Origin of the sequence: Rhizobium sp. P44RR-XXIV, from assembly GCF_001999485.2 — a bacterium.
In the GTDB taxonomy this organism is placed as follows: domain Bacteria; phylum Pseudomonadota; class Alphaproteobacteria; order Rhizobiales; family Rhizobiaceae; genus Rhizobium.
The window spans coordinates 539,755-562,170 of the sequence record NZ_MPVZ02000026.1; the positions used below are offsets into that span (position 1 = coordinate 539,755).

Annotated in this window: 21 protein-coding genes, 2 tRNA genes and 1 pseudogene; 6 read left to right on the forward strand and 18 right to left on the reverse strand. The window is 59.9% G+C overall.

Features of this window, described 5'->3' with window-relative positions:
• Nucleotides 1–23 precede the first annotated feature (23 nt).
• The 3 genes from BSK43_RS11470 to BSK43_RS11480 are packed head-to-tail and all read right to left on the reverse strand — an operon-like array spanning nt 24 to nt 2,506.
• A complete protein-coding gene (locus BSK43_RS11470) occupies nt 24–824 on the reverse strand; it encodes an amino acid ABC transporter ATP-binding protein (RefSeq protein ID WP_077472508.1) in 801 nt (266 codons plus the stop codon).
• 2 nt (nt 825–826) lie between these two features.
• The gene (locus BSK43_RS11475; protein ID WP_077472507.1) at nt 827–1,567 is read right to left on the reverse strand and encodes an amino acid ABC transporter permease; all 741 of its coding nucleotides are present in this window, start codon (nt 1,565–1,567) and stop codon (nt 827–829) included.
• Between the two features lie 15 nt (nt 1,568–1,582).
• Nucleotides 1,583–2,506, reverse strand: coding sequence for a transporter substrate-binding domain-containing protein (locus tag BSK43_RS11480; RefSeq protein ID WP_077472506.1), 924 nt, complete (start codon nt 2,504–2,506; stop codon nt 1,583–1,585).
• A gap of 113 nt (nt 2,507–2,619) precedes the next feature.
• On the opposite strand from BSK43_RS11480, the gene BSK43_RS11485 reads away from it, so the two are divergent.
• On the forward strand, nt 2,620–3,306 hold the full coding sequence (locus BSK43_RS11485) for a GntR family transcriptional regulator (RefSeq protein WP_077472505.1): 687 nt from the start codon (nt 2,620–2,622) through the stop codon (nt 3,304–3,306).
• A gap of 64 nt (nt 3,307–3,370) precedes the next feature.
• Here the strand turns inward: BSK43_RS11485 and BSK43_RS11490 are convergent, their stop codons facing one another.
• The 13 genes from BSK43_RS11490 to BSK43_RS11550 form a co-directional block, all read right to left on the reverse strand.
• Nucleotides 3,371–5,347 (reverse strand): tyramine oxidase, encoded by a 1,977-nt coding sequence (locus tag BSK43_RS11490; RefSeq protein ID WP_205910605.1) that lies wholly within the window; start codon nt 5,345–5,347, stop codon nt 3,371–3,373.
• A 31-nt stretch (nt 5,348–5,378) separates the two neighbouring features.
• Complete coding sequence (locus tag BSK43_RS11495; protein WP_077472504.1) at nt 5,379–6,785, reverse strand: aldehyde dehydrogenase family protein; 1,407 nt, start codon at nt 6,783–6,785, stop codon at nt 5,379–5,381.
• 108 nt (nt 6,786–6,893) lie between these two features.
• Nucleotides 6,894–7,814 carry a helix-turn-helix domain-containing protein gene (locus BSK43_RS11500; protein ID WP_136686853.1) on the reverse strand — a complete coding sequence of 307 codons (921 nt, stop codon included), beginning with the start codon at nt 7,812–7,814 and terminating at the stop codon, nt 6,894–6,896.
• A 1,052-nt stretch (nt 7,815–8,866) separates the two neighbouring features.
• Nucleotides 8,867–8,942, reverse strand: a tRNA-Phe gene (locus BSK43_RS11505).
• A 197-nt stretch (nt 8,943–9,139) separates the two neighbouring features.
• On the reverse strand, nt 9,140–9,355 hold the full coding sequence (gene yacG, locus BSK43_RS11510) for a DNA gyrase inhibitor YacG (protein ID WP_077472502.1): 216 nt from the start codon (nt 9,353–9,355) through the stop codon (nt 9,140–9,142).
• 3 nt (nt 9,356–9,358) lie between these two features.
• The gene (locus BSK43_RS11515; RefSeq protein WP_068394757.1) at nt 9,359–9,979 is read right to left on the reverse strand and encodes a Maf-like protein; all 621 of its coding nucleotides are present in this window, start codon (nt 9,977–9,979) and stop codon (nt 9,359–9,361) included.
• Between the two features lie 112 nt (nt 9,980–10,091).
• Nucleotides 10,092–10,310 (reverse strand): translation initiation factor IF-1, encoded by a 219-nt coding sequence (infA, locus tag BSK43_RS11520; protein ID WP_004117876.1) that lies wholly within the window; start codon nt 10,308–10,310, stop codon nt 10,092–10,094.
• A gap of 142 nt (nt 10,311–10,452) precedes the next feature.
• Nucleotides 10,453–10,920: a low molecular weight phosphatase family protein gene (locus BSK43_RS11525; protein ID WP_068394756.1), complete on the reverse strand. Its 468-nt coding sequence runs from the start codon at nt 10,918–10,920 to the stop codon at nt 10,453–10,455.
• 5 nt (nt 10,921–10,925) lie between these two features.
• Nucleotides 10,926–11,399: a UPF0262 family protein gene (locus BSK43_RS11530; protein WP_068394755.1), complete on the reverse strand. Its 474-nt coding sequence runs from the start codon at nt 11,397–11,399 to the stop codon at nt 10,926–10,928.
• Between the two features lie 3 nt (nt 11,400–11,402).
• Entirely contained in the window at nt 11,403–12,701 is a 1,299-nt protein-coding gene (hisD, locus tag BSK43_RS11535; RefSeq protein ID WP_077472501.1) for a histidinol dehydrogenase, read from the reverse strand.
• Nucleotides 12,702–12,761: 60 nt separating this feature from the next.
• Complete coding sequence (locus BSK43_RS11540) at nt 12,762–13,205, reverse strand: DUF2948 family protein (protein WP_068394754.1); 444 nt, start codon at nt 13,203–13,205, stop codon at nt 12,762–12,764.
• A gap of 237 nt (nt 13,206–13,442) precedes the next feature.
• Nucleotides 13,443–14,735 carry a UDP-N-acetylglucosamine 1-carboxyvinyltransferase gene (gene murA, locus BSK43_RS11545; protein WP_077472500.1) on the reverse strand — a complete coding sequence of 431 codons (1,293 nt, stop codon included), beginning with the start codon at nt 14,733–14,735 and terminating at the stop codon, nt 13,443–13,445.
• A 141-nt stretch (nt 14,736–14,876) separates the two neighbouring features.
• Nucleotides 14,877–15,095, reverse strand: a complete 219-nt coding sequence (locus tag BSK43_RS11550; RefSeq protein ID WP_077472562.1) for a hypothetical protein — start codon at nt 15,093–15,095, stop codon at nt 14,877–14,879.
• A gap of 220 nt (nt 15,096–15,315) precedes the next feature.
• Here BSK43_RS11550 and BSK43_RS11555 point away from each other — a divergent pair.
• From BSK43_RS11555 to BSK43_RS11565, 3 genes and pseudogenes are all read left to right on the forward strand, one after another.
• A tRNA-Thr gene (locus BSK43_RS11555) sits at nt 15,316–15,390 on the forward strand.
• Nucleotides 15,391–16,122: 732 nt separating this feature from the next.
• Nucleotides 16,123–17,055, forward strand: coding sequence for a DUF4238 domain-containing protein (locus BSK43_RS11560; protein ID WP_077472498.1), 933 nt, complete (start codon nt 16,123–16,125; stop codon nt 17,053–17,055).
• 271 nt (nt 17,056–17,326) lie between these two features.
• A pseudogene (locus BSK43_RS11565) lies at nt 17,327–18,392 on the forward strand (D-alanine--D-alanine ligase family protein).
• A 100-nt stretch (nt 18,393–18,492) separates the two neighbouring features.
• On the opposite strand, the gene BSK43_RS11570 reads toward BSK43_RS11565, so the two are convergent.
• Entirely contained in the window at nt 18,493–18,840 is a 348-nt protein-coding gene (locus BSK43_RS11570; protein WP_034483120.1) for a hypothetical protein, read from the reverse strand.
• A 250-nt stretch (nt 18,841–19,090) separates the two neighbouring features.
• Between BSK43_RS11570 and BSK43_RS11575 the strand changes: the two genes are divergently transcribed.
• A complete protein-coding gene (locus tag BSK43_RS11575) occupies nt 19,091–20,380 on the forward strand; it encodes a four-carbon acid sugar kinase family protein (protein WP_077472496.1) in 1,290 nt (429 codons plus the stop codon).
• Nucleotides 20,377–21,393: a 4-hydroxythreonine-4-phosphate dehydrogenase PdxA gene (pdxA, locus tag BSK43_RS11580; protein WP_077472495.1), complete on the forward strand. Its 1,017-nt coding sequence runs from the start codon at nt 20,377–20,379 to the stop codon at nt 21,391–21,393. Before BSK43_RS11575 ends, pdxA begins: the two co-directional genes overlap by 4 nt.
• Before the next feature lie 5 nt (nt 21,394–21,398).
• Here the strand turns inward: pdxA and BSK43_RS11585 are convergent, their stop codons facing one another.
• Entirely contained in the window at nt 21,399–22,313 is a 915-nt protein-coding gene (locus BSK43_RS11585; protein ID WP_077472494.1) for a LysR family transcriptional regulator, read from the reverse strand.
• Nucleotides 22,314–22,416: the final 103 nt, after the last annotated feature.

Below are 22,416 nucleotides of genomic sequence, written 5' to 3' on the forward strand. Positions count from 1 at the left end.
CGGCACGGTGAAAAGCCTCACGCTTAGCCTGGTTTCGCGTACCGGGCGACATAGGCAATGGTGCGAGGCTCCCTGGGACTATCCAGCACATCCGCGGCCGGCCCTTGCTCGATGATCCGACCGCCATCGATGAAGACGACCCAGTCGGATACTTCACGCGCAAACGGGAGCTCGTGCGTGACGATGATCATCGTCATCCCGTCGCTTGCAAGTTCGCGCATGACGCGCAGCACTTCGCCGGTCGATTCCGGATCAAGCGCGGAGGTCGGCTCGTCAAAGAGCAGCACGGTCGGAGAGAGCGCAAGAGCTCGTGCGATCGCAACGCGCTGCTGCTCGCCGCCCGACATTTGCTCCGGATAGGCCAGTGCACGATGGACAAGACCGACACGGGTCAGCAACCGCACGGCACGCTCCACCGCCTCGCGCTCGTCAATGGCGGCAGCGTGCATCTGCGCCAGCACGACATTTTCCACGGCCGTCAGATGCGGGAAGAGATTGAAGCGCTGGAACACCATGCCGACGCGCTGGCGCAGCTTGGCGAGATCCTTGCAGGTCAGCATGCCCTTTGAGAAGATCGCCTCGCCATTTATCTCAATGGAGCCGTCTTCTGGCTGCTCGAGCAGGTTGACGCACCGCATGAGGGTTGTCTTGCCGCCGCCGCTCTGGCCGATGATGCTGACAATCCGGCCGCGCGGAACATCCAGATCTATGCCGTCGAGCACGAGCCTTCCATCGAAGGATTTCCGCAGCCCCCGGATCTTGATGGCCGAGCCGTTATCGGGCGAGGACGCGATGCGTGTTGTTTCGACTGTTATCTGGGCCATTTCTAGCTCCCCGCCTGGATCAGGGCTCTTGCCAATCTCAGCCGCCGGCGCCGGCCCAACGACAAGGGCACGCCCGCATGAATGGTACGCTCGAGCCAGAGGAGACATTGCGAGACGGGATAGCAGACTGCGAAATAGAGTGCTGCGATCACCAGATAGACTTCGAGCGAGCGAAAGGTCTCGGACGCAATCAATTGCGCCCTGGTCATGAGCTCTGCCGCCGAGATCGTGACCAGCAACGAGGTCGATTTCAGCAGATCGACAAACATCGTGTTGGTGCCGGGCAGCGCGAGGCGAAACGCCTGCGGCAAGATCACATGGCCGAAAGTCTTGACCCGGCCAAGGCCCAACGCATGTGCCGCCTCGTTCTGGCCCGGATGGATGCCGGCAATGGCCGCGCGGAAGATCTCCGACAAATAGGCGGCATAGAACAGCACAAGGCTCAGCACGCCGGCGACAAAGACGCTGAACCTTATCCCGACGGAGGGCAGGCCGAAATAGGTGACGAAGATGATGGCAAGCAGAGGGACGTTCTTGAACACCTCGGTGTACAGCGTGGCCGGCAGCCTTACGATGCGAACCCGATTGAGGCGCATCAGGGCAAGTACCAAACCAAGGATAGCTGCCCCAATGAAACTGGCGAGCGTATAGGCAAGGGTCCGTAAAAGACCCTCACCAAGATTGCCTGCATAGTCGCCCCAGGGAACTTGAAACAATTGAGCAAGAGGTTGCCAAAAGCTCATGTCCGTTCCCCCCGATCAATTGGCGATGGACGGTGGTGACCAGGTCTGCGGGCGGTCAACGCCGCGGCGCTGGGCCGCCATGTCAGGCGACGGGACCAGGAACTGCTTGGGATCGCCGCCCCATTTCGTCACGAGCGTGGCAAGCGAACCGTCCTTGTACATCGCATCGATCTGGTCTGAGATCGCCTGGGTGAGCTTCGGAGCCTGCTTGGGGAGATAGAAGCCGGTCATGTAGGGTTGGAAATATTTATAGTCGGGATGGGCGGCAACCTGCTCTGCTGTCGGCGCATCGAGATAGGCAACCCGAAACTTCATGTCGGGCCGTTGCTGCTGCTGATAGATGATCAGCAGGGGATCGAGAAAGCCGACATCGAGCCTTCCCGACGAAAGATCCGAAAAGACGCTGTCGGCCGTCGGATAGGTGCGAGCATCGGCCTTCGGAACTTCGGCGATCGACTTGGCCCAGACATATCCGGTGACGGTGCCAAGTGCCTTGCCCTCCAGGCTCTTCACGTCGGGATAGGAAGCTTCACCATGCACGGCCATGGCCGGTGGCGAGTAATAGGGCGGATCAGTGAACAGGCCCGCCTTCTGACGCGCATCGGACCATGCGATGCCGCCGATCGTGATGTCGGCGCGTTGTGACTGTACCGCGGCAAGCATGCCGGGGAAATCGGTCACGACCGTCTCGATCTTGAGGCCAAGCTTCTTGGCGACCGCATCGAGAATGTCGCTGTCGAGCCCGACCAGCTTGTCATCCTTCAGCGCCGTGTAGGGCATGTAGGCCTCGATGGCTACCTGAAGTACGCCAGGCTTCAGCGTTTCCAGGTCTTCGGCCTGCGCAGCCGTAATTGCGGCGAACAGCCCAAACCCAAAACCCAAAATCGCCGCCACGCCGCGCCTGAATGGCGAATGCGCGAAAATATCGTTGCTAATCATGTTCACCCTCCTTATATTTTTGTAATATATTACTCAGTATATTATTGATGCGCCTTGTCAAGTGATTCTGCCGCCGGACAAAGCAGACCACTCTCAGGATGGAGACAACGCGGATGGACACTTGGATGTCGGAAGAAATGATCGACGATCCGGAAGCGACGCTGACTTTGGCGGAGCGCACCTATTTGCAGCTACGCGAGGATATCATCACGGTGCAGCTGGCGCCGGGCACCATATTGCGGGAAAACGATGTGATGCGGCGGCTCGACGTTGGTCGCACGCCCGTACGTGAGGCGTTCCTGCGGCTGCAGCGCGATGGTTTCGTCGATGTCAACGCACGCCGGGGCACTTTCGTCAGCCGGATCGATATCAGCGACCTTACGGCAATCTACGAGGCCCGGGCACGGATCGAATCCTGGGTTACGCGGCTGGCTGCCGAACGGCTGCGGGAGCCCGAGCGGCACGAAGCCGGCAAATTGATAGAAGCGCTAAAGGCGCTTTCCCTTCCTTCGGAGCTCGATGCGCTTCTTACACTCGACCGACGCATCCATCGCTTCATCTACCGATGCGCCAAGAACAGGTATCTCTTCGACACGCTCGACCATTACCACAACCTCTCGCTCCGGATTCTTCATGTCGCGATGCGCCGGTTTCCCGAGCTGACGCCGGAACTCGATAAGGTGGTACAGGAGCAGATACTGATGCTCGAAGCCGTCTGCCGCGGAGATGCCGATACCGCCGAAAGGATCGCCCTGCATCATGTTCTCAGCTTCGAACAGGAAGTGCGCAAGGTCATCTGATCGGTTGGGAAGGCGAGAGGATGAAACCCACCAGCACCGTTTGAACGGCGCTGGTGGGCAGTGATCAATTTCGCAGCGTCAATGCTGGATTATGCGCGAAGAAGTTATGCGGCTCGATGTGGATCGTCTTCCACTCGGTCGACATCACGGGCCAGTCCTCCATACGCGGAATATGGTGGAAGCCGGCGGTAAACCAGGTGACAATATCCTTGCCCATCAGCGGCTTGTTGGCCTTGACCCATTCCGGCAGCGTATCCGAGCCGTCGCTCTGCATGGCGAACTTGCCGCCGGCATATTGCTGGTCCGGATCATAGACCGTATTCCATACCGAATATTCGATATAGGCATTGCGCTTCATCGGCGGGTCCTTGACGAAGTCGAAGGGACCGTAGGCGACATCACCGTGATGGATCATCCAGCCAGGTTCCTGACCGAGATAGCCCTTGCGCGAGGGATCGGAGATCATGAAATAGCGCGGCTTCATCGCCGAAAGCTGGTAGCGCGCCTCCATCTCCGTCCTCGGCATCGAGTGCTGGACCGTCCACATGGAGCGGCGCGGGTTCTTCGGATCGACCTTGGCTGGAACGATGTCCATCGTACCGAAGTGGTTGGCCGGCTGGTCGATGTCGAAGTCGATGCGGAAGTTGAAGTAGTGGTCGTGGTTGGCAGCCACCAGGTTCGGCGCGATCAGCGTTCCGTGCGCCGTGTCTGCCGCAGCCGTCGGATCATCCATCGAGGTCGACTGGACACCCTTGACCGCATCGAGGCCGGTCGCGCCGATCATGATACGGATCTGACCATCGGGCTGCAGCCGGTAATCGATCAGGTAGTCGTAGTTGCCGACTTCCGAGGCGGTGCGCACGACCAGTTCGCTTGCCGGCCGGCCTTCCGCCGGGATCGGCTTTTCAGGTGTCTGCGCGAAGACCTCGAAATGTCGCCAGGCCGGATCGCCGATACTGCGTTCGAAGACGCAGATGGCATCGGGGATGGTCAGCGGGTTACCCTTGTCGTCGGCGATCGTCGCCGGCAGGAAGGTCGCGTAGCTCGGGCAATCGACGCCTGCGCGCAGCGGGCTCAGGAACAGGCCGAAGCCGTATTCCCCGCTATCCATGTAGGTGCGCCAGTACCAGCCCTCGGTCGGGTCCATATAGGGGACGAAAACCTCCGAGAGATGCGACTGGTAGATCACCGAACGCCAGGTGTCGCCGTCCTTCACGTCGAGATTGGAGAGCACGAGGCCCGGGCGCTTGTCGACGCGGAAATTGAAGCGCCACATGTCCCATTCGAGATGGCTCCCAGTGATCTTGTAGTTCGGCCCGCCCTGCTGCGAGAGGGTAGCGAGATTAGTCTGCGGACGCAGCGTCTCGCGCTCGGCCACTTCCTTCTCGGTATAGCCCCAATTGTCCTTCGGGCCGGTAATCGCTCCAGTGTCGATGACCTTCAGCACCTTCTTCTTGCCGATATCATAGACGGCAAACAGGCCCTCGATCGGCTTGGCATAATAGTTGGAGCCCTCGGGAACATGATAGCAAGGCACCTTCATCAGGCGAGAATTCTGATATTCCTCGGTAAAGAAGTTGCCGGCGGTCAATGGCAGGCAGAAGGCTTGGTCCGGCGTCAACCCGCGCTTCTTCAGACCCGCGACCATTTGCGGGTCGCCAAGCACGCCCTGCAGCGCGTCCATGAACTCGGTAAAGAGCACCATGGGCTGCCCCTTGATCGGTGCCGTGCTCTCGACTGTCCCCTTGGTGATGTTGACGACAGCTTCCTTGAAGCCCTGCGGGCTCGTCAGCTGTACCTTTGCCTCACGGTCGAGCGGCTTGTCGCCTTCCTTCCATTTGAGAACGTCGGCCTTGGCCGGCTCCTTAAGTTCGATCAGCGGATAGAGCGTGTGGTCGTCGACGACCTTTTGCTCGCGCAGGATCTGGTTGATCTTCTGATATTCATCCGCCGTCAGCCCGTCGAGCGGGTGGCTCATCGCCGCGGACGCGCCAAGCGTCAGCAGCAGCCCGGCCGAAGCCAGATAGTGCTTCATGTTCATTTCCATCCTCCCTGTCTCATGCATTCCTGGATCACGCGAATATCACCTGGATATCCGTGTATTCGTGCAGCCCCTCCTCGGCGAATTCGACACCAAAGCCGGAAGCTTTGACACCGCCGAATGGGGCGTTCGGCTGGATCGCACCGTGCTTGTTGATCCAGACGGAGCCACATTCCATGCGCGCAGCCACGGCCTTCGCCGCCGATATATCCGAAGACCAGACGGAGCCGCCCAAACCATTCGGGCTGTCATTCGCCATACGAATGGCGTCTTCGACATTTCCGTATTTGATAACAGGCAAGGCGGGACCGAACTGCTCCTCGTCAACAAGCGCATCGCCATTCGAAAGCCCGGCGACAATCGTCGGCGGAAAGAACAGCCCCTCGCCCGGCGCGCCGCCGAGCAGCACCTTGCCACGGCCGGTCGCATCGGCAACCAGCCGGCTCAGCTTCTCGAATTGCATGCGGTTTTGCACAGGTCCGAGAACGCTCGTTTCCTCCATGCCGTTGCCGACCGGAATATTGCGGGCATAGGCGACCAGCGCCTCACAGACGGCGTCATGGATCGACTCATGCACATAGAGACGCTTCATCGCAGCGCAGGTCTGACCATTGTTGATGAAGGCGCCCCAGAAGAGGCCTTCGGCGATCTTGGCAGGATCAGCGTCCGGCAGGACGATGCCGGCATCATTGCCGCCAAGCTCCAGCGTCAACCGCTTCATGTTGGAGGCGGCCGATTGCATGACCTTCTGGCCGGTGGCGATGGAACCGGTGAAAACGATCTTGTTGATGCCCGGATGAGAGGCCATGGCCGCGCCGAGATTGAAGCTCTTGTCATCCGATGTCACGACGTTCAGCACGCCGGGCGGCAGCACCTCGTTCATGATCTGCACCAGACGCAGCGTCGAGAGCGGGGTGAAAGGCGACGGCTTGATGATCACGGTATTGCCCGTGCGCAATGCCGGCATCACATGCCAGATCGCGATCATGACCGGGAAGTTCCAAGGCGTAATCGATCCGACCACGCCGATGGGCTTGCGATGCAGTTCAACGCGACCTTCAGCATTGTCCTGAAGCACCTTCACCGGCAGCGAAAGCCCGGTCGTGTAACCTGCCCAGGCGACAGCGCCGCCCATTTCCCAACGTGAACCGAGACCGTTGAGCGGCTTGCCCTGCTCAAGCGTGATGATCGTGGCAAGTTCGCCTGCATGCTGCTCGATATGGGAGGTAACCGCAGCACAAATGCGCTGCAGCTCCTTATCACCGCGCGCCGACCATTCCGGAAATGCCGCACGGGCAGCTTCGACCGCGCGATCAAGTTCGACAGCGCCCAGAGCAGGCGCTCGGCCCGCCTCTTCGCCGGTTGCCGGATTGAGCACCGCAAAATTTGTCTCGCCCGTCACCTGCGTCCCGCCGATGGTTGCAGAATAAAACGCCATTGCCACCTCCTCCGCTGAAACCCGGTCGAGGCCGGGGATTGGCGGAAGACTAAGCCAGGAACGAATTCGGAGCTTGGACAGGAGCGTCCGGACTATTGGACAAAAACGTCAATGGCAGCGGGCGACGGCGCCCGGCGTTACCCCGTATTTCTTGCGGAACTCGCGGTAGAAATAGGAGAGATCGTTGAAGCCGGCATCATAGGCGATGGCCGCGATACCGTCGCCGGCAACCTCCGCCTTTCGGGCCGAAAGCCGATCATGCGCAATTTCGAGGCGGCGGTTCAAAAGCCGGTGGCCAGGCGTTTCGCCAAGTACCTGGAAATGGCGCTGCAACATGCGCTCGGAAACATTGAGACGGGTTGCAAGCTCTCGCGGGCCGAAAGCGGGATCGGCCCTGTGGCGATCGATGAGGGCAAGCGCCCGAGATAGCAGGGTTTCCGGCGCGGCCGCGGTGCGGAGCGACTGGAGATAGGCACCCATCAGACAGAGGAAAGCCTCACCAAGCTGCGGCTGGCTGGCCGAGCTGTCGAGCATCTTGGTCACTACCGCCCGCATCGCGAGCCAAAGCGGATCGCTCCGGCTGATCGAAACGCCGCCGGCGCAACTATTGCCAAAACGGTGAACCATCTCGTCACGCGGAAGGTGGATCGAAACCTGGGAAGAACGGACGCCGCCATAGGAAAAGCGCGATGGTCGGACGGAATCGACCAGGAGCATGTCACCGGGGTCAAGATCGGTAATCCGGCCGTTCTGTTCAACCCGGCAATGGCCGGCATCCTGAATAAGAAGAAAGAAGTGTTCGCCGGGGTCGCGGCGGATCGCCTTCACACTGCGCTCTACATGATCACTATCATCGAGCGCAACGATCGCGGTTTCAAAGAGCCCCATGCGACGAGTGGCAACATCTCCCGCGACGATGCCCGACGGGAGCGTCGGCTCCAAGGTGAAGGCCCCACAGATCCGTCGAATTTCCGCCTCAAGCACCTCTACCGGCACCGATGTATGAACTGGCGTAAGCAAAGACTGCATAGTCCCCTCCCTGGCCTTTGCAGAACGTTCCCTTCCTTTTAGCACATTTCTATCAAAAACATCTGGATTCTTGTGATGTTTGAATAGGCATCATGGATATGGCGCTTGCGGCTGATCATGCGGCTGTTGGCGAGAGATGAAGTGCCACCGTACCTTAAGCGTCATTTCAGTTTGAAATGCGACGCTGCGATTGGGGATAGGTGTTCATTTAATTGCCAAAATCGCACTGGGTTAGTTTGACACAGAACGAGCGAAGGAAACTTGCTCGCCTGACTATGAGGATACTGCTGCCGATCTTTGGCGGCCTGACGGTCCTTGGCATACTCATGCTCATTTTCTTGCAATAGGCGTGACACCACGAACCTGGCCTGCACTACGGGACCATGCAGTGGCATATGCGCATCGCGGCCGAGGAAAGCTCTGCCTCTTGGCGTGAGGCAGAGCTACAGCGCTATCATGGCGCCTCATGCGAAACTTGGATTGGGGGCGTCAGTTTCGCACAGTCGACCGCTACAACAGGCACCTGAAAGCAGCCTGAATAAATCCGAGCATAGCCCAACGCTGAATGCGCCCCTAATAGAATTTAAGCATGAACAGTTTTGGAGCCACTAAAGTGATTCCTGCCAATAGTAGGGACACCCCAATCTTCAACGCTTTGATGCGGCGTGTCTTCACGCCATCCCAATCATAATTCATAGCTATATTCCCCTTGTGTATTTTCCTCATTCTTCACAATACGGGGGAATATACTGCCGCATGAATGTGTGAACCTTACCAAACCCTGCCTATGGCTGATCTGCGGAAACATCCACGACAGAGGTCAATGCGAGACCGTCTGTGCAACCGGTGACGACATGCGTCATTGCGCCGAAACCGTTCTGCAACTTGGCGCTCATCTCGACCAGCCGCAGTTTTCCAGTCTTCGACGAGGCCGATGACGATTATCGGCGTCGCGTTAGACTTCATTGACCAGCAATATGACGCGACAACGCGACGGTAAAATCGCAAGCCAAAAGCAGAAGGTAAAATACTGATTTTCTTGAGTGTTGTAGTGGTGCCCAGAGCCGGAATCGAACCAGCGACACGCGGATTTTCAATCCGCTGCTCTACCAACTGAGCTATCTGGGCAACCGAGCTTCGTGTCCAAGGGAAGAGCCTTGAAGGGCTCTGGGCGTTTGGTGCGCCCCGGAAGCGAGCGGGGTTATAGCATCTTGTTCGTCCATGTCCAGCCGCAAATGACTCTTTTTTGACAGGAAATGGAATTTTGGCAATTCACGAACAAAATGAATGGCTTCGCAAGGCCGAACAATGCCGGGGCGCGAGGGTTATTCGTCGTCCTGGCCGCCGGCCTTAGTCTCATCCTCGGTAACGGGAATGGCGTAGGAACCATTCAGCCATCGCGAAAGATCGACCGAACGACAGCGATCCGAACAGAAGGGATAATGTTCGCGCACCGAAGGACGGCCGCATTCCGCGCAGGCGCGGGTCTTGCGCAGCGGCTCCACCTTGGAACCTACCTTGATCTCTTCAGCCTTGCCCATTGTCTATCCTTCCTGCCAACCGGCATGGACATCGAAGCCCTCGCCCGCCAGCAGCAGCATGGTCTCATAAAGCGGCAATCCGACGACATTGGTGTAGGAGCCGATCAGCTTCTGCACGAAGGAGCCGGCAAGCCCCTGGATGCCGTAGGCTCCCGCCTTCCCACGCCATTGGCCCGAGGCCAGATACATTTCGATATCGCGGCCCGAAAGCCGCTTGAAGCGCACCTTGGTCTCGACAACCTTCTGACGCAGCTTCCTGTCCGGCGTGATCAGGCAGATGCCGGTATAGACGACATGGCCGCGGCCGGAGAGCAGATGCAGCGCCGAAGAGGCTTCGTCGATAAACTCCGCCTTCGGCAGGATGCGACGCCCGACGGCGACCACGGTATCGGCGGACAGGATGTAGCTGCCCTGCCAGGCGGCATCGCTCTTGATGGCAGCAAAGGCCGCCTCGCCCTTTTCAGCCGAAAGCCGCCGCGCAAGCGAGCGCGGATGCTCCGACTTCTTCGGCGTCTCGTCGATATCCATCGGCATGAGGCGCGCGGGTTCGATGCCTGACTGGTGCAGGAGCTCGACGCGTCGCGGCGATCCGGAAGCCAGTATCAGCTTGTGTTTCAACGCCATCAGACCTCGACCTGTCATGCGGGAATGAGAACGGGCTCTAAAGCATGGCGCCGAAAAGTATCAGCTGTTTTCGGAGGACATCATGCTCTGCTTGTTTGATTCTAGAGCCGGACTACTTGAAACGGTAGGTGATGCGGCCCTTCGTCAGGTCATAGGGGGTCATTTCCACCAGCACCTTATCGCCGGCCAGAACGCGGATACGGTTCTTGCGCATGCGGCCCGCCGTGTGGGCGATGATCTCATGCTCGTTTTCCAGCTTCACGCGGAATGTCGCGTTCGGCAGGAGTTCGGTGACGACACCGGGAAATTCGAGGACTTCTTCTTTCGGCATTAAAGCTTCTTTTCCTGTCGGTTGAGGCCGGCGCCCATGGCAAAAAGCCGGGGGTCGCCGGAAATTGCGCGGAAACTACACAATCGCCGCGGTTTTGTGAACCTCGTTGATAAGGGTTTCTGCATTTGTTTCATTTGCAGCTCTAAAGCGAGCCGCGACGTTCCACAAGCCGGCTTTCGATCAGGCCGAGAAGATAGTCCCGAACTTCCCGATAAGCATCGAGAACCTGGTCGCGCGTTCCATCCGTTGCGGAGGGGTCCATGGTCGGCCAATAGATAACCTCGATGGCGTTCGCCCGCGTCAGCTCAAGGGCGGCGTGATGCGCCTCCGGCGAGAGCGTGATGATGATATCGAAGAAATCATCCTCCAGCTCCTCCAGGGTCTGCGGCTGCCGGCGCCCAAGAGAAAGCCCGATCTCGTCAAGCACGACATCGACAAAGGGATTGCGCTCGCCAGCCCGCACGCCCGCCGAGGCAATATAGGTGCCCTGCGGCAGCATATGCCGCGCAATCGCCTCGGCCATCGGCGAACGGATGGCATTGAGCCCGCACATGAAGAGGATTGCGCCAGGCGCCTTGTTGCTATGCTCGACCGCCTGCAGCTGCTCCATGACGCTCACCCGCGCCAATAGAGCACACAGACCAGCGTGAAGAGCCGGCGCGCCGTGTCGAAATCCACGGTGATCTTGCCATTCAGCCGATCCATCAGCGTCTGCGAGCCTTCATTGTGAATGCCGCGCCGGCCCATGTCGATCGCCTCGATGCGGCTCGGCGTGGCCGAGCGGATCGCCTCGTAATAGCTCTCGCAGATCATAAAGTAATCCTTCACGATGCGACGAAACGGCGTCAGCGACAGGATATGCGTGGCGACGATGCTGCCGTCTTCGATGCGGATGTCGAAGACCAGCTTCTGGTCGACCAGCGACAGATTGAGCAGATAGGGCCCGCCCGCGTGCCCGGCCGGCTCAAAGCTGTTTTCCTCGATCAGGTCGAAGATGGCGACGGCGCGTTCATGCTCGACATCCGGCGTCGAGCGGCCGATCGTGTCGTCCAGGACAACGTCGCTCAGCCGGAAGACGCCTTCAGCCATGCCTTACCCCTCGAGATTGAGGCGGATCGCGACCGACCGCGCGTGAGCATCCAGCCCTTCGGAATTGGCAAGCGCTATCGCCGCCGGTCCAAGCGCGCGAAGCTGCTCCGGCCCAAGCCGCAGGATCGACGTGCGCTTGACGAAATCGAGCACGGACAAGCCCGACGAGAAGCGGGCAGAGCGCGCCGTCGGCAATACGTGGTTGGAGCCGCCGACATAATCGCCGATCACCTCGGGCGTATGACGCCCGACAAAGATCGCGCCGGCATTGCGGATGCCCGCAAGCAGCGGCTCGGGATCATCGAGCGCAAGCTCCACATGCTCGGCCGCAATGCGGTTGGCGAGAGGGATGGCCTGTTTGAGATCGGATACGAGGATGATGGCGCCGAAATCCCGCCAGCTGGCAGCCGCCGTCTGCGAGCGGCTCAGCTGCTTGAGCTGGCGCTCGACGGCGCCCTCAACGGCCCTGCCGAACTCGGCATCGTCGGTGATCAGGATCGACTGCGCGCCTTCATCATGCTCGGCCTGGGCCAGCAGGTCAGCGGCGAGCCAATCCGGGTCGTTGTTCTTGTCGGCAATGACGAGCACTTCCGAAGGGCCGGCGATCATGTCGATGCCAACAGTGCCGAACACATGGCGCTTGGCGGCGGCGACATAGGCATTGCCCGGGCCGGTGATCTTGTAGACGGGGGCGATCGTCTCGGTGCCATAGGCAAGCGCTGCAATCGCCTGCGCGCCGCCGATGCGGTAGATCTCCTCGACGCCGGCCATGCGGGCGGCGGCAAGCACGGCCGGGTTTATGGCGCCCTTCATCGTGGGAACGACGATGACGACGCGCTCGACACCGGCGACCTTGGCCGGCACGGCGTTCATCAGCACCGAGCTTGGATAGCTCGCAGTACCCCCCGGCACATAGAGGCCGACAGCCTCGATCGCCGTCCAGCGCGAGCCGAGGCCGACGCCGAGATCGTCCTCATAGATATCGTCCTTCGGCAGCTGCCGGCGATGATGCGATTCAATGCGGGTCGCGGCGACCTTGAGCGCGCCCAGCACCTCGGCCGGAACAGCCTCGATCGCCGCATCGATTTCGGCCTCGCTGACGCGCATCGGCGTCGTCGCAAAATCGATGCCTTCGAATTTCTGCGAATAATGCGCAAGGGCGGCATCGCCGCGTGCCCGCACATCATCGATGATGCCGCGCACCACGGCGTTCACATCTTCGGATACTTCCCGCTTGGTCGTCAGGAAAGCGGCGAACTGCTGCTCGAACCCTTCCGACGCCTGATCCAGCCAGATAGCCAACGCTGATATTCCTCTTCCATCGAGGCCGCCTTCAGCGGCCGGCATTCATCGATCGCTTATCTATTCGCCCGCATCCGGATGTCGCGGCTTATGCGCGGTTTCCCATGTGCCGCCGATATCGGCAAGCTGAACTTCGATGCATTCGACATCAAGCGCAATGGTGGCGTTGCCGGCAAGCGTCAGCTCGATCGTGCCGTCAGGCCCCTCGCCCTTCTGCTCGAAGCGGATGGCGAGCAAGGACAGCACCTCGTCGCGGTTGCGCCGGTTGATGCCATTGGAGCGCACGGCCTGCACCCGCTTGAACACCAGCGCGGAACGATGGCGCTCATAGGACTTGCTGCGCTGTTCGGATTTTTCCCAGTCGAAACGGTTGGCGGCCAGCGAGAACTGCTCGAGCTTCGGCGCAAAGGACATGTCGCCGACCTTGAAGACGCTATCCTGCATATGCGCGGATATGACGCCCAGATCCTCGTTGTCGAGTGCCATTAGCTTGAGATCGCCCATTCGCCCTTTATCCCCGATCGCACAATCGAAACGCCGTGACAGACGTTTTCCTTCTGTGGACATAGGATGCGAGCGCAAAAGACGCAACCGAAGAAAGCGGGCTTGCCCGCTCTCTGCACGACAAGAGATAGTTTTGGCGCATGTCGCGCAAAAGTGTGGAGCGGTTTTGCGGTAACGACATGCGAAACACAAAGGACCTAAAGCGCAATGAGCCGATCTGAAAGATCGCGATGCGCTTTAGTCGCTGATGCGCTCGACGATAGCGCCGCAGCGCGTCAGCTTGTCTTCCAGCCGCTCGAAGCCGCGATCGAGGTGATAGATGCGCGACACCAGCGTTTCGCCCTCGGCGGCAAGGCCGGCGATGACGAGCGAGACAGAGGCGCGAAGGTCGGTCGCCATAACAGGCGCGCCCTTCAGCCGCTCTACACCCTCGATGCGGGCCGTCTGGCCTGACAGCGAGATCTTGGCGCCGAGGCGGGCCAGCTCCTGCACATGCATGAAGCGGTTTTCGAAGATGGTCTCGGTGATATGCGAGGTGCCGGACGAGCGCGTCATCAGCGCCATGAACTGCGCCTGCAGGTCCGTCGGGAAGCCCGGGAACGGATCGGTGATCACATCCACCGGCTGGATGCCGCCGCCATTGCGCTTGACGCGGATGCCATTGTTGGTCGGCAAGATCTCGGCGCCGGCGCGGCGCAGGCTCTCAAGCGCCGTGTCGAGCAGCGCCATGTCGGTATTTTCGAGCGTGACATCGCCGCCGGCCATGGCAACGGCCATGGCGTAGGTGCCGGTCTCGATGCGGTCAGGCAACACGCGGTGGCGCGCGCCTGACAGAGAGGTGACGCCCTCGATGGTGATCGTGCTGGTGCCGGCGCCGGAAATTTTTGCGCCCATGGCGATCAGGCAATTGGCAAGATCGACGATTTCAGGCTCGCGGGCCGCATTGCCGATAACGGTCGTGCCGCGGGCAAGCGTCGCCGCCATCATCATCACATGTGTCGCGCCAACCGAAACCTTCGGGAAGTCATAACGCGCGCCGATGAGGCCGCCCTTGGGCGCCGTGGCGTTGATATAGCCGGCATCGATTTCCATGGTGGCGCCGAGCGCCTGGAGACCTTCGATGAACAGATCGACCGGACGTGTACCGATGGCGCAGCCGCCCGGCAGCGACACGCGCGCCTGGCCCTCACGAGCCAGCAGCGGCCCGATGACCCAGAAGCTGGCACGCATCTTGGCGACCAGCTCATAAGGCGCCGTGGTATCGACGATGGTGCGGCAGGTGAAGTGGATGGTGCGGGAATAACCGTCTTCCTGGCGCTCGCGACGGCCGTTGACGGCAACGTCAACGCCGTGATTGCCGAGGATGCGCATCAAAAGCTCGACATCGGCCAGATGCGGCACGTTTTCGAGCGTGAGGGTATCGCTGGTCAAAAGCGAGGCGATCATCAGCGGCAGGGCGGCATTCTTGGCGCCGGAGATCGGAATGATACCGTTGAGCTCGTTGCCGCCGACAATCCTGATACGATCCATATATGCAATACGGGCGAGGCCCGCCTTTCCTAGAAGTTCCGTGCGCCATATCCGGGCGCCACAGTCAGAGTGCCTGAGAAAAGGCGCTCTTTAGACGAAATAGATTAAGGCTTCAATTCGTTTGATGATGAGCGACATCAATCACTGCGATTCGTCCAATTTTGCGGCAACGCCCTGCCCATCCCCGGCTTTCGCCGCCGGCAGCCCATCTGTCTCGTCGGCCTGTCCCGCGCGCCGCGCCCGCACCTGCTGCTTGCGGCGCGACAGATTCTCGCGCAGCTTCTGCGCCGCGCGCTCACGCCGCCTGTCCGCTTCGGTGATCTGCTTGCCGCCCACGGGCTCAGACGCCTCGCCGCCCAACTGGTCGGAGGTCAAACCGCCCCGCAAAGCCTCGCTGTCATCGATTTTCGTCTTATCCGCACCCATAACTTTCCATAGCCTAAAACCCCGGCTGTCAAAAGACCGACACATTTTTTCCCACGATCTTTCACAGAAGTTGAAAATTGCGGCTTGCGCTCGGCCTTCACCTATGGCAATAGCCCCCTCGCCCAATACGGCGCACATCACCGCGCCACGGATTGCTGCTATAGCTCAGGGGTAGAGCACTCCCTTGGTAAGGGAGAGGCCGAGAGTTCAAATCTCTCTAGCAGCACCAGTTTTTCCTAGAGTTTTCCGGGCTTCAGAAAAGAGCAAGCGCATACTCACGCACGGTTGCGCATAGCTATGTGGCACAGCATGTTCCGCGATTGTTCGGGTAATGGCTGATTTGGGGAAACCGATAATGACGCTAGGCAATATGCTCGTGGCTGGTGCTGCAGTCTGCACTCTCGCCTCCGGCCTTGTCGGTGCCTGGTACTGGCTTAGATCCAGCCAGCTCAGATTCGACCCTTATAAAGGCGGCCACGAGCCCGTAATCGATGATCAGCGAACTATGGCATGGTTAGTTGAGTTAGCTACGGTATCCAGTGAGGCCGCGCGCCTTAATAAGATCGCTGCGCGTTGGACTGCCGTCGCCACCACCTTTGGGGCGGCGACCACGCTGATGTCGATCTTGCTGCCCTAGAGCAGCAGCTTGGGAAGCTCGACTTATTGTCGATGGCGCCAGCACTTAGCTGTAAAACTCGGCCCTTCGCGCACGAGAATGCCGTCTGGTATCAATGGGGCTGTAAAACGCCGGATGCCAAAAAAGATCCAAAAGACCAGCATATTGACTTACCTGGCAATTAGAACATAATAAGAACATATAAAGAGAGATGAAGCTGCCCGCTTCAGCGGCTAGCCGTTCCGCAGCAGTGGCGTGAGTTTGATGGTGGAGTGATCCGGTTTATTGGTCTCGTCGCCTGGTGAAATGGGGGAAAGCAACCCGCAATAGCTTTAGGGTGATTGCTTGAACGAGTTGATTGAGCGCAAACGTCAGCACCACTACATACCGAAATTCTATTCTAAGAGGTGGATTGGCAAGGAGAACAAGTTAATCCGCTGGTCTGTTGCTCGCGGTGAAATTAAACCAGAGCCCGTTCATCCGAGCGGCACCGGGTACCTGACTGATCTATATACCTTAAGAGGCTTCGGTGACGTGGGCCCAGAGATAGAGAGCCTCTTCTTCGAACCTGTCGATGGTCATGCTTCGAAGGCTCTAGCCAAGATGATCAAATTTGGAGATTCCGCTCATTGGACTGAAAGATTGCGCAGCGCTTGGACGGTTTTTATCCTGTCGCTGGAAATGCGTATGCCCGAAGATCTGGAGATTCTTCGAGCAAAGTGGCCGGCGCTTATGGAAGCTTGGTCGGCGCAGGCAGAGGGGCGATATTCCAACATAAGGAAAGAGGCCGATCCGACGACTTATCGGGAGTACCGATCTCTGCTTCCTCCTTCCGAAGATGAGAAGCTACTCTTTGATGCACTAATGAAGATGATAAACAACCCCACCCTAGGCCAATTCATAAATAATATGTTTTGGGATGTGATTGATACATCAGCAGCGGGTATTCAACTTTTAACATCCGATCGACCCATAATTAGAAGCAACGGAATCGTGGGAGACCACGGCCATATTGTAATACCGATCTCTCCCAATAGGATTTTCGCCGCGTCGAATACGATCGCCGCGCGCGCCACGTTCAAAAGCATGCCAATTACTCAACTAATAAACGAAGTAAATCTTCGCGTTGTTCGAAGCGCCGCAAAGTTCGTTTATTCAACTGATATAATTCATCAAGACCTGATCTGCTCAAACTTTGGCATTGAGCAACAACCGCGCCAGTTTGAGCTTTCAATCGCCCGATTCATCAAAGAACTGACGGGAAGTGCAGGAAAGTAATTCCGGTGCAAAGTCCGTGCACTGCACGTTAAGAATTTCAAAATGCGGCTAAAATGCAGATAGTTGCTTCAACTCAATTTCAACCTTGGTGAGGGAGAGGCCAAGAGTTCAAATCTCTTCTGGTAGCACCAGTTTTTTCCCCTGAAAATCAAAGCGCAGCAAGCAGTCACGATTTCTCGCAACCAGCCTCCACCCCTCCCCAATTCCGCTGCAATCCCCCGTTTAAACCCTCCCATCCATCACATCCTTCTTGCCCGGGAGAGCAGCCCTCATGTCGAAACTCCGCGTCGCCGTTTTGTTTGGTGGCCAGTCCAGCGAGCATGATGTTTCCATCATGTCGGCCCGCAATGTCATCCGGGCGATCAATGCCGGGACATATGAGGTCGTGCCGATCCTGATCGATCGCGGCGGGCGCTGGCTGCTGGTGGAAGCGGAGGGTGGCGTTTTGGCGGAGCCGGTTGCCTATGAAGGCACGGAGGTCTGCCTTTTGCCGGGGGCGAAGGGGCGGCTGCTGGCGCTGGAAGGTGCGGGCGCGAGGGAGATCGCGGCGGTCGATGTGCTGTTTCCGGTGCTGCATGGGCTTTATGGCGAGGATGGATCCATTCAGGGCCTGGCCCAGATGGTCGGCATTCCCCTCGTCGGCTGCGGCATCTTGGGTTCGGCCAACGCGATCGACAAGGATATCGCCAAGCGGCTGTTGCGGGAGGCCGGCCTGCCGGTTGCGCGCTCCGTCACGCTCACGCGCGGCGAAAAGCCGGATTTCGTAGGCGATCGTGAGCGCGCTCGGCTCGCCCGTCTTCGTCAAGCCCACCCGCCAGGGGTCGTCGGTGGGCGTCAGCAAGGCGCATGATGCAAAAGAATTCGAAAGCGCGCTGGCCGACGCCTTCAAGCACGACCGCAAGGTGCTCGTCGAGGAATTCGTGCGCGCCCGCGAGATCGAATGCGCCGTGCTGGAGCATCCTGACGGCACGCTGTTCGTCTCCGTGCCGGGCGAGATCGCCACCGCCGCGGCGCATGGCTTCTATTCCTACGATGCGAAATATATCGATCAGGACGGCGCTGTGGTCACCATACCGGCTGAGATCCCCGCTGAAACGGCAGAGACGCTGCGGCGCATGGCGGCAGACGGCTTCCGGGCACTGGGATGCGAAGGGCTGGCGCGCGTCGATTTCTTCGTCCGGCCGGATGAGAGCGTCGTCATCAACGAAATCAACACCATGCCGGGCTTCACGAATATCAGCATGTACCCCAAGGCCATGGGCGCCTCGGGCATTTCCTATCCGGAGCTCGTCGGCCGGCTGATCGAGCATGGGCTGGCCAGAGCAAAGCAGGCCTAGAGCAACTCCGGGAAGATTGCGGAGCGGCTTTCCGCCCGCGATGACGTCAAGAGAGACAGCAAGGGCGGCAGAGGCTTCGCCGCCGCCCATTCCCTGCCCGTCAGACCTTTTCCGTCTTCTTGACCTTGACCTTCGGCTCGACGGGTGCATCCGGCGTCGGGGCCAGCAGCTTTCTGAGCGAGGCGATCTTGTCCTTCACCAGCGGGCGGAAGCGGGTGGCGCGATAGGGCATATCGTCGGCGCCATAGCCTTCGGGGCCGTCATCATTGCCGCGATGGATCTCCTCGAGCTTCACGCCGATGAAGGTGCCGTCGACATAATGCGTGTATTCGCCGACCCAGCGGATCGTGTAGATCGTGCCCTTGCGGATCAATTGGTCGATGCTGACATGCTTGAACTTGTCATCGATACAGACGACCTTCTGGCCCACATGGAAATCGTAACTCACTCTGCTCTCCTTGAAGCGACAGGCGCCACCTGGCCCCTATTGCCGAAAGGCAACCATAGCCGCATAGCGGCTTCGGAGTAAACGCGACGAATGGCGCAACTGTGACCTCGGGTGAGACGAAAGGCGGCAAAGCAAGCCGTTGACAACCACCAGTGAAGGCGGAAGACTGGCCCTCATCGAAGCGGCCGCGAGACCGCGCCCCCATGTTCAAATCCGATGTCAGCAAGGCCCGCTGAAGGCTCCTCCGATCATGCCCACCCTCCGCCTCCTTGCTGACGATCTAACCGGCGCGCTCGACACCGCGGTGGAGTTCGTCGGTCTGTGCGGGCCGATAGAGATCGCACTTGGAAGCGAGCCCGGTGCCGAGGGTAAGTCCAGCCTTGCCATCGACAGCGGCACGCGGGAGCGCTCGGCCGCCGATGCGGTAGGTATCATCGAACAGCTGGCGCCTCTTCTGAAGGGCGCCGATATCGCCTTCAAGAAGGTCGACAGCCTGTTTCGCGGCCCCTGGGCCGCCGAACTCGCCGCCGTCTTCCGGCTGGGGCACTGGCGGCATTGCATCCTCGCGCCGGCCTTTCCGCATCATGGCCGCGCGACCCGCAACGGCCGGCAAATGCTGCGCGCGGCGGATGGCACATGGCAGGATGTGAGTGGCGATCTGGTGGAGGCTCTGGTTGCGGAGGGATTGCAGGCAACCGGGGTAGCCAAGCGGCATCGCGCACCAAGCCCCTTACGTCTCGACAATTCAGAGTACGAACACCGTCTCTTAGATGGTATTAGCGTTTTTGACGCTGATACCGATTCTGATCTCGATGAGATTATCGCCCTGGTCCAGAATGCTCGCGGGCCCATTCTATGGAGCGGCACCGGCGGTCTGGCTGGCGCCATGGCGCGCGGAAGCAAACTGGAGGCCGGTGCTTCCGTAAGTCTGTTTGATCCCGGCGCACGCGCTTTCGTGCTCGGACAAGCCAAACCAATGAGTTTTTTGACGAGATTATGGCCACCGACATCACTGGAGCCGCCACCGGACCGACTGCGGCCCATCACCATATCGCACAGGCTAAAACCTCCAGTTCTCGGCCTTTTCGGCTCCGATCAGCCCATCACGCGCGCGCAGCTGAAAGCCTGTGGCAGCCGCGGGCTCCATATCGGCGAAGAGACCGATCCCTCCGTCATTGAAAAGCAGCTGGAGCGGGATGGTGCCGCCCTCGTCAGCGTCAATCTGCCGCCGGGGCTCGATCGCGCCGAAGCGGCTGCACGGATCGAGACCTGCTTTGCCCGCATCGCAAAGGCACTGCCGGCCCCCGGCACGCTGATCGTCGCCGGCGGCGAGACGCTGCGCGGGCTCTGTCATTCGCTGGGCGCCGAGGCATTGACGGTAACCGGCCAGGTTTCACCGGGTCTGCCCCGCTCGGTCATGACAGGCGGCCATTGGGACAAGGTGGACGTGATCTCGAAATCCGGTGCCTTTGGCGCCCCGGATCTCTGGCGCGATCTGCTCAGGAAAAACGGATTGATCGACAAAGGAGACGGGATATGACGCGGCATCTCGCAATCACCATGGGCGACCCCGCCGGCATCGGCCCGGAAATCATCATCAAGGCCGCAGCCCGCCTGAAGGACAGGATCGAAGAAGGTAAGTTAAAACTTACAATAATCGGCAGCGGCCCGGCCTTACGCCTCGCCGAGCGACAACTCGGTCTCGACATCGAGATACCGGAAACCGAGATGGAGGGAGACTGGCCGAACCTCTGCTTCATCCAGGCCGATGCCGAGGGCGAGCCGATCCTGCCCGGCCAACTTTCCGCGGATGGCGGCCGCATGGCCTTCAAGGCGATCGAGAAGGGCGTTCAGCTCGCCATGGCTGGCAAGGTCGGCGGCATTGTCACCGCGCCGCTCAACAAGGAAGCGCTGAACAAGGCTGGCTTCCATTATGCCGGCCACACCGAGCTGCTGGCCGAGCTTACCGGGGCACGCGGCTCGGTGATGATGCTCGCCCATGGCAATATGCGCGTCAGCCACGTCACAACCCATGTCGCACTTGAGGATGTGCCGAAGCGCCTGACGCCCGAGCGGCTGCGGCTTGTCATCGACCTCACCGACAAGGCGCTCAAAAATCTCGGCATCGTCAAGCCGAAAATTGCCGTGGCAGCGCTCAACCCGCATGCCGGCGAAGGCGGGCTCTTCGGCCGCCAGGATATCGACATCTCCGCGCCCACCATCGCCAAGGCCGTCTCCGATGGGCTCGATATCGTCGGCCCCGTCCCCGGCGATACCGTTTTCGTCAAGCTGCGCGCCGGCCAGTATGACGCCGTCATCGCCATGTATCACGATCAGGGCCATATCCCGGTCAAGCTGCTTGGCTTCGAGATCGATCCTGCCACAGGCAAGTGGATGGATCTGTCCGGCGTCAACATCACCCTCGGTCTGCCGATCGTGCGCACCTCCGTCGACCACGGCACCGCCTTCGACATCGCCGGCATGGGCATTGCCAACGAGCGCAGCCTGATCGAGGCGATCGAATTCGCCGAAAGGCTGGCCGTCGGCAGATAAGGCCCTCAGGAAGCCTCAGGCGCTTCGCCAAGAAGGAGATCAATCCGCTCAGTGAGCAGCTCAAGGAAGGCTTTCGTTCGGGCAGCCGGCCGTGGTCCAGGCGGATAGATGGCATGGACGTCCACGCGCCTGAACGCATAAGAGGGCAGCACGGGAACCAGCCTCCCTTCGGCGATTTCCCGGCCGCAGACGACCGCGAACAATGCCCCGATCCCCCTTTCCGCCAGCACCGCTTCAATGAGCGGCCTCCAGTGGCTGACGCGCCATGTGGTGCGAATAGGCACCTCCACCGACCCGCCATCGGGACCGATCAGATGCAGCCGCTCATCCGCCGCGAAACCGGCGACCCTGATGAATGGATGTGCCGCAAGGTCCATCGGTTCACGCAGCGGTCCGTGTCGTTCGAGATAGCCGGGAGCGGCCAGCGCGAGCCGGCGCAACGTCCCGAGACGGCGGGCAATGAAATTGCCGCTGCCGATCTCGCCGATGCGGATGGAGAGATCAACGCCCTCGGTCATCGGATCGACGAAGCGGTCGTTCAGGGTCACATCGAGGGCCAGATCCGGATGCCGTGTCTGGAATTCGATGAGCAGCTTCGGCAATGCCATCTCGCCGAGCCCATGCGGCGCCGCGATCCGAAACGTTCCGGTCAGTGATGCCTCGGCCGAGGCGACGGAAGCTTCCGCCTCCTCTGCAGCTTCGATGGCGCGCTTGGCATATTCGTAGAAGCGCGCGCCGGCATCGGTCGCCTGCACCGCGCGGGTCGTCCGGTAGAGGAGCCGCACCCCCAGATGCTTCTCCAGCTTCTCCACGCGTTCGCTGACTGTGGGCTGGCCGAGACCAAGATCGCGCGCGGCGGCCGAAAGACTGCCGCGTTCGACGACACGGGCGAAGATGCGCATGGCGGAAAGCATATCCATGACCGTATTCTATCGTCTTTTACGATAAATAACATCGCCATTCGCTCTCTTCTAAAGCATATGCCGATCGACGAATTTGGAGCTGGTCAACAATCCAATCGGA